Raw genomic sequence first — 12,144 nt, 5'->3', positions numbered from 1 at the left:
GTTTTTAAAAAGTTTTAATACAATGAACCACAATTCCCCAAATCACAAAATTATTCTCCTGAGTCACTTTTATAGGCTGATAATCTTCATTTTCGGCAATAAGCCAGATAATGTCTTTTTCTATTCTGATACGTTTTACGGTAAATTCGCCATCAATTTGACAAACAGCAATTTTATTGTTTTGAGGTTCAAGGCTTTTATCAATAATCAATAAGTCACCATCATTTATGCCGACATTTTTCATTGAATGCCCTTTCACTCTGGCAAAATAAGTAGTGTATTTATGTTTGATGAATTCTTTGTTGAGGTCAATTGATGATTCGATAAAATCATCAGCAGGCGAAGGAAAACCTGCGCTGATACCAACGTCAAAAAAAGGCAGTTTTATTTCCGATTTTATATCCGGAATGTATAATTCTATTGATTTTGTGGTATTTATATCTCTCAATTTCATAATCACTTCTGAAAAATGTTTTTTTTGAACATTACAAAATTAGCACAGGTGATAACAATTTTTCGTATATTTGCTGTTCCAAATTATAACAAATTAATTATGTCCTTATTTTCAGACAACATCAGAGCACTAAGGGTTAAGCATAAAATATCACAAGAAAAATTAGCTGAAAACCTAAGTATTACAAGAGGAAGATACGTGAAATACGAAGACGGAACTTCGGAAGCACCGTATGACATTTTAAAGAAGATTGCATTATATTTTCATATGAGTATTGACTTGATATTATCTGTCGATATCCGTAAAATTGATGTGCAAAATTTGATAAAATTAGAAGGCAACCGACTTATTTTACCTATTCAAGTGGATAGTTTTGGAGAAAATTTTATTGAAATTGTTTCTCAAAAAGCAAAAGCAGGTTATCTAAACGGATATGCTGATCCAGAATATATTGAAAGTTTACAGCAGATTACACTTCCGTTTTTAGGACCAGGGAAACACCGCGGATTTCCCGTTGAAGGCGATTCAATGCCTCCACACGAAGATGGTTCTATCATTATTGGCCGTTATGTGGAAAAGTTGGGAGAGGTTATGGACGGCAAAACCTATATTTTGATTACTAAAAATGAAGGAATGGTTTACAAACGTCTCAATAAAAATAAAAAGAACGCTTTGGTTTTAGAATCGGATAATAGTTTTTACCCAAATTATGAAGTGAAAGCTTCTGATATTCTGGAGATTTGGGAATACGAATGTAATATCGGCCGCTCGGATAAGAAACAAGAAATATCGGAAACCGGAGCAATGAAGGATTTGCTTTTAGAATTGAAACGTGAAGTTAGGGAGATTAAGAATAATACTTCGAATGCATAGTTTTTTCGCCACGGCTCGAGCGATAGCGAACAGGCGAAGCAATTCACGAATTATTTTAAATCAAAATCCGTGAATTGCTTCGCCTGTTCGCTATCGCTCGAGCCGTGGCGAAAAAAAATCTAAAATACCTTCACAAAACTCAATCCATATTGTTGTCCATTATAAAAAGGCGCAATCATAGAAGTTGATTTACTTTCAGAAGATGATTTGAACAATTTTTTAGTGATATACGGATTCATCCAATACGCGATTTTGGTACTCAAAATCCCGATTCCGGCTCCTGCCGCAACATCGGTTAACCAATGGCGATTGTTGTAAATTCTAAATAATCCCGTTCCGGTGGCAACGGCATAACCGGCAATTCCGTACCAAATCGATTTGTCTTTGTATTCTTGCCATAAAAATTCGGCTCCGGCAAAAGCGGTTGCAGTATGTCCGGATGGAAAAGAATTATTTGAGCTTCCGTCAGGTCTTTCCTCATGTACAATCGATTTTAATCCTAAAACCGTTGAAGCCATTATAACATAAGAAGTGACAAATATTACGGAACGATCCCGCATATTATTTTTGCCCTTTACACCAAAAGCATTCAGAGCATAAACTGACGCTGCAGGTGCATATTGCGAGAAGTCATCAATCGTAATTTTTTCGTCAATATCCTCGGTAACTTCATCCTTAATCTGATGATTGAAACTTAGGAGCTGATCACTTTCTAAACCAATTACGCCATAACCAATTAATACACTCGGAATAATTAATTGCTTGTAATTGAATTTTAAATGATTAGAAGTGCTGTCAATTTTTGTGATCGAATCATTTTGCTGTGCATTCGCAGAAAATAATCCAAATAGAAATACCAGGGAAATGGCTTTGTAAAACATCTTTCGTTGTCGTTATATTTTGCAATATTAACGAAGGTTTTTGCTAACTATTTTTCTCTTAATTGAACCTTAAGTGAATATTAATTTGTTGGTTTTAAATGAAGTAGTTGAATTAAGATTAGCTAAATTATTATAGGTAAAACAGAATATATTGTGTAATCCCTACGGGATAAATATATGTGTGCAGAAATTTTTCTACCAATATATAATCTCTACGAGATACTCCTTTAGGAGTTAAATATTGGTAGAAAAAAATATAAATTACAAGAAAGTCCCGTAGGGACGATCCATATTGTAGGGCTGGATTTCAATCCAGTTTAATAATATGATATAGCCTATAATTGTTTTGCATTGCGGAATTTCTGTGTCAACCGGATTGAAATCCGGCCCTACAATATGGATCGAGCCTTTGGCTCTTTTTTACACTTTCAGTGAAAACCAAAACGTGCTCCCTAATCCCAAATTACTCTCAACACCAACACTTCCATTTTGAGCTTCAATAAATTCTTTACTGATTGCTAATCCCAATCCAGTTCCGGATTTTTGACTTCCAGGAACCTGAAAATATTTATCAAAAACTTTGTCTTTATAGCGCGTATCAATTCCTTTTCCGGTATCGATAACCTGAAATACAATTTGATTTAATTCTTTTTTAAGTTTGATATGAATGGTACTTTTTTCAGAAGAATACCGAATGGCATTCGATAAATAATTAATCAAAACCCAGCCTGTTTTTTCGCTGTCGGCTTTTACGTCTTCTAGATTTTCATCGGCATCAATAACCAGTTTGATTTGCTTTTGTTCCGCCTGAACTTTTACCGCTTCAACAGCATAATTTACAATTTCTTGCGGATTGCTTTTTTCGATATTCAGCTGAATATTTCCCGTTTCTAATTGCGATAGATTCAGTAATTCACCTGTAATTTTCAGCAGTCGCTGACTATCATCTTTAATGCTTTCGACCAATTGTTTTTGATCTTCGTTCATGTCGCCTGTTTTTTCATTTTCAAGCAATTTCAGGCTTAATTTTATAGATGCAATTGGTGTTTTTAATTCGTGTGAAACGGTAGCAATAAAATTGGTTTTGGCAAAATCCAATTCTTTAAAAAGCGTAATATTTCGTAGAATAATCACATCGCCAATATTGATTTCTTTTTCTTCTCCAGTCGGAATTATGGTAATGTTCAGAATTTCTTTTTCGAAATAACTTTCTTTTCCGTGCGCATAAATTTTAAGCGGTTGTTTTTTAGGAGCATCTGATTCCTCTTTCAAAATCAAAGACCGAATCAAATCATTCGACAAGGCTAGAGTAGAAGCCGATTTTCCGATAACATCTTCCAGTTTCAAACCAACAATTTTCAACGCTTCATCATTGGCAAACAAAACAATTCCTTCATGATCTAATCCAATAATAGGATCGTTCATATTATTGATTAACGTTTCCAGTCGTTTCTTTTCGAAAAAGAGTTTGTACAAATTACTATCGTTATATTCCTGAAGTTTCTGCGCCATTGTATTAAACGATTTGGCCAAATCTCCAAATTCGCTATGACTCGTAAAATGGACTCTTTCAGAATAATTTTTATTAGCAATTTCCTTTATACTCAGTGTTAGTTCCTTAATCGGATTTGCAATATTATTGGGGAGATTAACCAATAAATTAAAAGCAATCAAAAAGCATAAACTTCCCACAATGGCAATCCATAAATTAGCATTTTCGGCGGTATGTTTGGCAATATCGCTTTTTTGTTTTATAGCATCCAGATTCAGTTTCATAATAGCAAAAATATCCTGTCTGATTTTTGCTTTTATGGTTTCGTTTGCTCCGTTTTGTTCTAAAAGCGTAAAACTTTTTTCAAGGTTTTCGGTTGCTTCTTTTTCTCCGGGTTCGGTAACATTTTGTGTTTGTTTTTCAAGATATTCCTTGAAAACATGAATTTCATTATCAGGGCTCGCTTTAATTTCATCCAAAGACAAAATCATATTTCGCGAATATTCCAGCGTATTATAATTCGCTTTCAGAATATTCTCGGTATCTGCTTTTATCAAAAAAACAGAATAACCGCTCACTAACGAAAGTATAATGATCATTAAAAATAACAATCCAACTCCCAGATTCAATTTGGTTTTAATTCTCATGACGTTTATTTAAAAACAAGTTTTTTTTATTTGAACCATTAAGATATTAAGGAAATTAAGCTTTGAACTTAATGAAACTTACAAAGAGAAAATTAAGCATAGTCTTTATTTACTTAATATCTTAATGGTTAGAAAATATTACGACAGAATAACAAGATCGACATTTGATAAAGAAAGTTTGTTTAGCAAACGCCTGAAAATTGTTGTAGACAAAATTACTTTAAATAAATTCAAATGCGGTTTTCCAATGCAGACAGTTGTAATTTGTTTTTCTTCTACGGTTGCCAAAATCGCATCGGCAATATTACTGTTTTCCAGTTTAATTACTTCTGCGCCTAATTGCACGGCGAGTTTAAAGTTGTTAATTAAATGTCTTTGTTTGTCCAATGCAATTTTATTACTGCTTTCCTGCGGAGTTTCCACATACAAAACATACCACAATCCGTTATAATAACTGGAGAGTCTTGCTGTTTTTCTAATCACAATTTTAGCCGTTTTGTCATTACTACTAATACACGCCAACAATTTTTCATGTCGTAAAGCATGAAGATTCGGAACTTCATTTTCAACTTTTCGAACGACCTGACTCGCTACTTCTTTCAAAGCCAATTCTCGAAGTTGTAAAATCTGTTCCGATTTAAAAAAGTTCGTTAAAGCCGTCTGAATTTTATCCGGAGTATAAATTTTCCCTTCCTTCAAACGCGCAATCAAATCTTCAGATGTTAAGTCAATATTGACGACTTCATCTGCTAATCGCAAAACATTGTCAGGAATACGTTCCTGAACATCAATATTGGTAATCCGTTTTACATCTTCATTTAAACTCTCAATATGCTGAATATTTACAGCCGAAATCACATTAATTCCAGCTTCCAGAATCTCTAAAACATCCTGCCAGCGTTTTTCATTTTTGCTTCCTTCAACGTTCGTGTGTGCTAGTTCATCAACAATAACCACTTCCGGACGAAGATTGATAATCGCCTGAACATCCAATTCTTCCAATTCTTTTCCTTTATAGAAAATGGTCCGTCTCGGAATTATCGGCAAACCCGCTAATAATTCATGCGTTTCCTTTCGCATGTGCGTTTCGATGTAGCCAATTTTCACATCGATTCCGTTTTTCAATAACGAATGCGCTTCCTGAAGCATACGAAAAGTCTTGCCCACACCGGCGCTCATTCCAATGTAGATTTTAAACTTTCCTTTTCGTGATTTCTGAATTAAATCGAGAAAGTGCTGTGCGTTATTATTTTCGTTTTCCATATTTTTTGGTTTAACCATTAAGATATTAAGTAAATTAAGCTCATGAGAAAATTTAAAATACTTCATTTCTTATTGTTGAGATTAGCACACGGATGACGCGGATTTACTCCGTAAAAGCGCGAATAAAAACGGATTTTTTGGTTCACTTTAAAATATAAAATCCGTGTTAATCTGCGTCTTCGCGGTAGCGAATCGGTTTCATCCGTGTTCTAATTTTTAGGCAAAAGAACAAAGTACAGAACTTAATCTCTTAATGGTAAAAAATCTTTTAATGTTTAGAAAGAAATCGCCAGCGAAGTCGTTACAAACGTATTTGTATCCGTTGGGAGATTGTCTTTATTGGTGAAGATTTCATCTTTACTTGAAAGATTTCTGGCTTCAATTCTAAACATAACATTATCAGTAACTAAGTAATCAAAGTTAGCTGAAAATCCGTAAGTTTTAAAACCATTAGGTGTTTCAGTCGCGATAATTACCCCTTTTTCATCACTATAATATTCACCTCGTACTGCAAGCTGAATCTTGTCAACCGGTTTGTATTGCAGAATCAAAACTGGTGAAAACCAAGTATCGTATTTGTTACTGCTTTTAGCCGATTGCTGAGATCCAATATCAAAACCAGCTGTAATATTTGTCTTTTCCGTTACCTTAAACTGTCCGTAAAAGTTATTAAAATAACGCCACTTTTTATCAATATCCGGCTGTTCATTTCCAACATAGGTACTCCAGTTCAAAACAACTTTATCAGACGGTTTGTAAGTAACCTGAGTTCCAAAAGCAGGCGTTTGATTGCCTTCTACTTTTTCAATTCTCTGCCAGCCATTCAAGTACATACCCGCCAAATACCATTCTCCGGATTCAGACGTATAACCAATTTTAACTCCCGTTTCATAATAAGGAGAATTCTCAGCCAAAATACTTCTCGTTAAAGTCTGACAGTCTTTTCCAATCGCACTTTCAAAACCAATATGCGAAGGCATAATTCCAGCATCAATCCATAAATTATGGTTTTTCGAAATCTTTACACCAACATTTGCTTCGTAAACATTTTTCAATAAACCTTGTTCAGCAGACATATTATACTCGGCATAAGTTCCCGCCATCAAGGCAAAATTCCCCCGAATATTTTCTTTCGAATAATTCACTTTTGCCATTCCCAAGTTCAGGTTTACCTCGTTGCTTTTATTATAACTGTAAAAAAAGTTTGGCCGAGTATGATTTTCCGGTTTCCCGAAATCATAACTATAATAAGCGTCTACATATACTGAAAATGTCAGCGGACTTTTTGATTCTTCTTGTGCATGTAAATTGCTATAACCAAAAGCGATTAAAGCGGTAAGTATTATTTTTTTCATTTTTGTGGTATTCTATTATTTATTAGTAGATTTTTTAGGAGCTAATCCCGCTATCCGTTTCAATCTTTTGTGTCTCGTTAAAGAAACGAGACACAAAAGGATTTCCACTACTATCGGGGCTAGGGCATTTGGGGTAAAAAAGGCGTTTTTGTTTCCTGCAAGGTTTTCAAAACCTTGTAGGTATTTAATTTTAAAGATTAGTTTTTATCGTTTAGTTTGTCATTTCGACGAAGGAGAAATCACACTAGAAACTCCGCACAGTTAATCGCCAATCTTTGTCGAATTACGAGTGTGATTTCTCCTTCGTCGAAATGACAAGAATGCGCATAGAACAAGAATGAAAATTCGTATCAACTAGTCTATCATACCTACAAGGTTTTGAAAACCTTGTAGGAGAAAAACTTAGAATCTCAGTATCTTAGAACCTTAGCATCTTAGAGTCTTAGCGAAGCTGATCCAGCGCCACATTCAATTCCAAAACATTCACCGTTTCAGGACCAACAACAGCAGTATTAATTTTAGATTCCACCAAAGATTTTACTTTAGTTTCATCCAATTTTCTTTCTTTGGCAATACGCTTAACCTGAATCAAAGCGCCTTGAGGAGAAATATTCGGATCCAAACCACTTCCTGAGGCCGTTACCATATCTGACGGAATATCAGATTTTTTCAAGTAAGGATGAATCAATAAAAGCGTATCAATTCTTTTTTGAACCAAAGCCAAATAATCGGCGTTGCTTGGACCTTTGTTGCTTCCGGCACTTCCCGCCGCGTTATAATCAACAGCCGAAGGTCTTCCCCAGAAATAATTCGACTTATCGAATTTCTGACCAATTTTTTGGTAACCAACGACTTTTCCGTTAACCGAAATCGTTTCTCCTTTTCCTTGATTTGGAGCAATTTGAGCAATTCCGTAAATCGCTAAAGGATAAATAACTGCGAACAAGATTAAAGTAGCCACAGTAAGTTTTATTATAGAAAATAGATTTTTCATTTCTTTTGAGATTCTAAGACTCTAAGATGCTAAGGTTCTAAGTTTTTTTCTTAAAAGCTTATAGTTTTAAAGTCTGTGTTTTTAATTGAGTTTTTGTTAACCTGACAGGTTTTTAAAACCTGTCAGGTTTAATTTTTACATAAATAAGGCAACAACTAAATCAATCACCTTAATTCCAATAAAAGGAACAATCAATCCACCTAAGCCATAAATCAATAGATTTCTTTTTAAGATAGCACTTGCTCCAATTGGTCGATAATCAACACCTTTCAGCGCAAGCGGAATCAATATCGGAATGATAATCGCATTGAAAATTACGGCTGATAAAATAGCACTTTCAGGACTATGCAAATGCATGATATTTAAACCTTGAAGCGCAGGGATCGCAGTAATAAAAAGAGCAGGAACAATAGCAAAATATTTCGCAACGTCATTTGCAATAGAAAAAGTAGTTAAAGTACCTCGAGTCATTAAAAGCTGTTTTCCAATTTCAACAATCTCGATTAGTTTCGTTGGGTCATTGTCAAGATCGACCATGTTTCCTGCTTCTTTTGCCGCTTGAGTTCCACTGTTCATGGCAACTCCAACATTTGCTTGAGCAAGAGCAGGAGCATCATTTGTTCCGTCACCCATCATAGCAACCAATCTTCCTTCAGCCTGTTCTTTTTTGATGTAATTCATTTTATCCTCTGGTTTAGCCTCGGCAATAAAATCATCAACACCGGCAGCTTCCGCAATAAATTTCGCTGTAAGCGGATTATCTCCCGTAACCATAACCGTTTTGATTCCCATTCTACGCAAACGCTCAAAACGTTCTTTCATTCCGGTTTTGATAATATCCTGAAGTTCGATAACACCTTGAACTTCATTGTTTTTGATTACTACTAATGGAGTTCCTCCGTTAGACGAAATGGTAATAACTTGTTGCGCAGTATCTTCGGGGAAAGAATTTCCGGCTTGCTGTGCAATATTTTTTGCCGCGTCTTGTGCACCTTTTCGAATATTAGTTCCGTCTTTTAGGATTACTCCAGAAGTTCGGGTTTCGGCAGTAAATTTAATGGTGTGTGAGATTTCTGAAGTAGTTTGTAAAAAGCTGGCTTTCGTTTCATTTTTTACATCGATTATTTCACTTAACTCCAAAATACTTTTTCCTTCAGGAGTATCATCAGCAAGTGAACTCAAAACAGCCGATTTTACGAAATCATCAAAAGAGATTCCTTTTGTAGGATAAAAATTGGTTGCTTTTCTGTTTCCAATGGTAATGGTTCCGGTTTTATCCAAAAGTAAAACATCAATATCTCCCGCAGTTTCAACCGCTTTCCCCGATTTTGTAATTACGTTAGCTCGTAAAGCTCTGTCCATTCCTGCAATACCAATCGCAGAAAGTAAACCTCCAATTGTAGTTGGAATCAAACAAACAAACAAAGCAATGAAAGCCGCGATCGTGATGGGTGCGTTGGCATAGTCGGCAAACGGTTTTAGCGTAACGCACACAATCACGAAAATTAAAGTAAATGCTGCTAATAAAATGGTTAGGGCAATTTCGTTTGGTGTTTTCTGACGGCTCGCACCTTCAACCAAAGCAATCATTTTATCCAAAAAGCTTTCGCCAGGTTCGGAAGTTACTTTTACTTTAATTTTATCAGATAATACTTTTGTTCCTCCGGTTACTGATGATTTATCTCCACCAGCTTCCCGAATTACGGGAGCACTTTCTCCGGTAATGGCACTTTCGTCGATTGTTGCCAGACCTTCGATAATTTCACCATCGGCAGCAATTAAATCGCCAGCTTCACAAACGAAAATATCGTCTTTTTTTAATGCCGAAGAACTGATATTTTTGATTTCTCCGTTTGGCAGAATCTGTCTTGCAGGAGTTTCTTCTCTTGTTTTTCTTAAACTGTCGGCTTGTGCTTTTCCTCTTGCTTCAGCAATGGCTTCGGCGAAATTGGCAAATAAAAGCGTTGCCAGTAAAATTAAAAATACAATTAAGTTATAAGTAAAACTTCCTTGGTCATTTGCGCCCATTAAGATCGAAACGCAGACAGCAAACATAATGGCTGTTCCAATTTCTACGGTAAACATTACCGGATTTTTGATCATCATTTTTGGATTCAGCTTGACAAAAGACTGCATGAAGGCTTCTTTTACCTGTTTACTTTCAAACAATGATGTGGATTTATTAGTTGTCATTTTTTTATATTATTTTAAAGTAAAGAATTCTGCCAATGGACCTAAAGCCAATGCTGGGAAGAATGATAAAGCAGCGATAATTGCGATTACAGCGAAAGTCATGATTCCGAAAATTGAGGTATCCGTTTTTAAAGTCCCTGCGCTCTCTGGAATGTATTTTTTACCTGCCAGTAAACCTGCAATTGCTAATGGCCCAATGATTGGAATAAAACGGCTTAACAGTAATACAATTCCTGTAGTGATATTCCAGAACGGATTATTATCTCCCAATCCTTCAAAACCAGAACCATTATTGGCAGCGCTTGAAGTATATTCGTATAACATTTCTGAGAATCCGTGATTGCCAGGATTATTTAACCAGCCTGTTGCGTTGCCGTTAAACCAATAGCCCATTGCGGTATCATGTGCAGCAAAATAAGAGGCTAAAGCAGTTCCGGCTAATATTAATAAAGGGTGAAGAATCGCGATAAAAGCAGCAATTTTAACTTCCCGAGCTTCGATTTTCTTACCTAAAAATTCAGGTGTTCGGCCAACCATTAAACCAGAGATAAATACAGCCAGAATAATGAAAATGTAGTAATTTAAAACACCAACACCGCATCCGCCGTAAAAAGCATTTACCATCATAGATAATAATTGCATAGCTCCAGAAACCGGCATCGAACTATCGTGCATACTGTTTACAGAACCTGTAGAAATTACTGTTGTAGCAATACTCCAGAAACCTGACATTGCTGGGCCAAACCGAACTTCTTTTCCTTCCATCGCTCCGGTTGTTTGTGCGATTCCCATTTTTTCGATAGCAGGATTTCCGTTGATTTCACTCATAACAGTTGGAACAACTAAGAGTAAAAATCCAACCGTCATTACACCAAAAATAATATTCGAAAGTTTTCTTTTGTTGAGGTAAAATCCAAGAGCAAAAATCATCGCAAACGGAATAATCATTTGTGCCCAAAGTTCAACTCCGTTAGTAAAATAAGTTGGGTTTTCTAATGGATGCGCTGAGTTGGCTCCAAAAAAACCACCACCATTTGTGCCAATATGTTTAATAGCAATAAAGGCAGCAGCAGGTCCGCGGGAAACTTCTATATGATCACCTTGAAGCGTTGTAATTGCATCTTTTCCTTCAAAAGTCATTGGAGTTCCGCTAAATAATAGTGCAACAGCCACAATTACTGAAAGTGGTAATAAAATACGAGTACAGCTTTTGATAAAATAATCGTAAAAATTACCTAATTTTTCTGTTGTTCTTTCTTTCATTGCTGTAAAAATCATTGCGGCAGCAGCCATTCCGATACCGGCAGAAACAAATTGCAGGAACATCAAGACGATTTGTGAAAGGTAAGAAACCCCGCTTTCGCCTGAATAATGCTGTAAATTACAGTTTACGATAAATGAAATAGCCGTATTAAAAGCCAAATCTGGCGTCATGGACGGATTATTATCTGGATTTAATGGCAAAGATCCCTGAAATAATAAGACAAAAAAGCAAAGAAAGAACCAAACCATATTAATACTTAAAAGTGCTTTTAAGTGTTGTTTCCAGTTCATTTCTTCAGCAGGATTTATACCGCTTATTTTAAAAATAAATTTTTCAATTGGATTGAAAATCGGATCAAGAAGTGTTTTATCTCCCAAGAAAACTTTAGCAATATATTTTCCTAAAGGAATCGCTAAAACAATGGTTAGGATAAAAATACCAATGACGCCTAATAATTCTGTGTTCATAATTTTTATATTTTTTAGTGAAAGGTGAGGAGTGATTTGTAAAATGAGTTGATGAATAAATTAAGTTTACATTTCACATAAAGCATTTCACTTTTTACATGATTTAAAATTTTTCGGGTTTGATTAATACATAAACCAAATACACGAAAACAGCGATTGAAATAATAAATAGTGCAGTCATGATTTAGATTTTTTCAAAGAATTCAACAGAGAGAAAACAAATGGCAAACAGCACAACGGCCAGCCCGAGTAAAAGAAAAG

10 protein-coding genes are annotated in these 12,144 nt (G+C 35.3%); 1 reads left to right on the top strand and 9 read right to left on the bottom strand.

Annotated elements, in window-relative coordinates; genetic code table 11:
• Positions 1–4: 4 nt before the first annotated feature.
• A complete protein-coding gene (locus ACNFIH_RS07720; RefSeq protein WP_426486174.1) occupies positions 5–454 on the bottom strand; it encodes a LexA family protein in 450 nt (149 codons plus the stop codon).
• A gap of 99 nt (positions 455–553) precedes the next feature.
• Here ACNFIH_RS07720 and ACNFIH_RS07715 point away from each other — a divergent pair, with 99 nt between their 5' ends.
• Positions 554–1,327 (top strand): XRE family transcriptional regulator, encoded by a 774-nt coding sequence (locus tag ACNFIH_RS07715; protein WP_035652120.1) that lies wholly within the window; start codon positions 554–556, stop codon positions 1,325–1,327.
• A gap of 119 nt (positions 1,328–1,446) precedes the next feature.
• Here ACNFIH_RS07715 and ACNFIH_RS07710 read toward each other — a convergent pair whose 3' ends face one another.
• From ACNFIH_RS07710 to kdpF, 8 genes are all read right to left on the bottom strand, one after another.
• Entirely contained in the window at positions 1,447–2,208 is a 762-nt protein-coding gene (locus ACNFIH_RS07710; RefSeq protein ID WP_426486173.1) for a phosphatase PAP2 family protein, read from the bottom strand.
• Positions 2,209–2,628: 420 nt separating this feature from the next.
• Positions 2,629–4,347, bottom strand: coding sequence for an ATP-binding protein (locus tag ACNFIH_RS07705; RefSeq protein ID WP_426486172.1), 1,719 nt, complete (start codon positions 4,345–4,347; stop codon positions 2,629–2,631).
• 138 nt (positions 4,348–4,485) lie between these two features.
• Positions 4,486–5,610, bottom strand: a complete 1,125-nt coding sequence (locus ACNFIH_RS07700; protein ID WP_035652123.1) for a histidine kinase — start codon at positions 5,608–5,610, stop codon at positions 4,486–4,488.
• 275 nt (positions 5,611–5,885) lie between these two features.
• Entirely contained in the window at positions 5,886–6,965 is a 1,080-nt protein-coding gene (locus tag ACNFIH_RS07695) for a porin (RefSeq protein WP_426486171.1), read from the bottom strand.
• Between the two features lie 442 nt (positions 6,966–7,407).
• Positions 7,408–7,959 carry a K(+)-transporting ATPase subunit C gene (locus ACNFIH_RS07690; protein ID WP_426486170.1) on the bottom strand — a complete coding sequence of 184 codons (552 nt, stop codon included), beginning with the start codon at positions 7,957–7,959 and terminating at the stop codon, positions 7,408–7,410.
• Between the two features lie 135 nt (positions 7,960–8,094).
• Complete coding sequence (kdpB, locus tag ACNFIH_RS07685) at positions 8,095–10,152, bottom strand: potassium-transporting ATPase subunit KdpB (protein ID WP_426486169.1); 2,058 nt, start codon at positions 10,150–10,152, stop codon at positions 8,095–8,097.
• A 9-nt stretch (positions 10,153–10,161) separates the two neighbouring features.
• Positions 10,162–11,883, bottom strand: coding sequence for a potassium-transporting ATPase subunit KdpA (gene kdpA, locus ACNFIH_RS07680; protein WP_426486168.1), 1,722 nt, complete (start codon positions 11,881–11,883; stop codon positions 10,162–10,164).
• Positions 11,884–11,986: 103 nt separating this feature from the next.
• The gene (gene kdpF, locus ACNFIH_RS07675) at positions 11,987–12,064 is read right to left on the bottom strand and encodes a K(+)-transporting ATPase subunit F (protein WP_081909388.1); all 78 of its coding nucleotides are present in this window, start codon (positions 12,062–12,064) and stop codon (positions 11,987–11,989) included.
• Positions 12,065–12,144 lie beyond the last annotated feature (80 nt).

Origin of the sequence: Flavobacterium sp. 2 (genome assembly GCF_049949195.1) — a bacterium.
In the GTDB taxonomy this organism is placed as follows: domain Bacteria; phylum Bacteroidota; class Bacteroidia; order Flavobacteriales; family Flavobacteriaceae; genus Flavobacterium.
This window is presented reverse-complemented; position numbering and strand designations above follow the sequence as displayed.

Bases quoted from the DNA above. Each gene is read 5' to 3' on its own strand.
- ACNFIH_RS07720 (WP_426486174.1), bottom strand. From the start codon at position 454: ATGAAATTGAGAGATATAAATACCACAAAATCAATAGAATTATACATT.
- ACNFIH_RS07715 (WP_035652120.1), top strand. From the start codon at position 554: ATGTCCTTATTTTCAGACAACATCAGAGCACTAAGGGTTAAGCATAAA.
- ACNFIH_RS07710 (WP_426486173.1), bottom strand. From the start codon at position 2,208: ATGTTTTACAAAGCCATTTCCCTGGTATTTCTATTTGGATTATTTTCT.
- ACNFIH_RS07705 (WP_426486172.1), bottom strand. From the start codon at position 4,347: ATGAGAATTAAAACCAAATTGAATCTGGGAGTTGGATTGTTATTTTTA.
- ACNFIH_RS07700 (WP_035652123.1), bottom strand. From the start codon at position 5,610: ATGGAAAACGAAAATAATAACGCACAGCACTTTCTCGATTTAATTCAG.
- ACNFIH_RS07695 (WP_426486171.1), bottom strand. From the start codon at position 6,965: ATGAAAAAAATAATACTTACCGCTTTAATCGCTTTTGGTTATAGCAAT.
- ACNFIH_RS07690 (WP_426486170.1), bottom strand. From the start codon at position 7,959: ATGAAAAATCTATTTTCTATAATAAAACTTACTGTGGCTACTTTAATC.
- kdpB (WP_426486169.1), bottom strand. From the start codon at position 10,152: ATGACAACTAATAAATCCACATCATTGTTTGAAAGTAAACAGGTAAAA.
- kdpA (WP_426486168.1), bottom strand. From the start codon at position 11,883: ATGAACACAGAATTATTAGGCGTCATTGGTATTTTTATCCTAACCATT.
- kdpF (WP_081909388.1), bottom strand. From the start codon at position 12,064: ATGACTGCACTATTTATTATTTCAATCGCTGTTTTCGTGTATTTGGTT.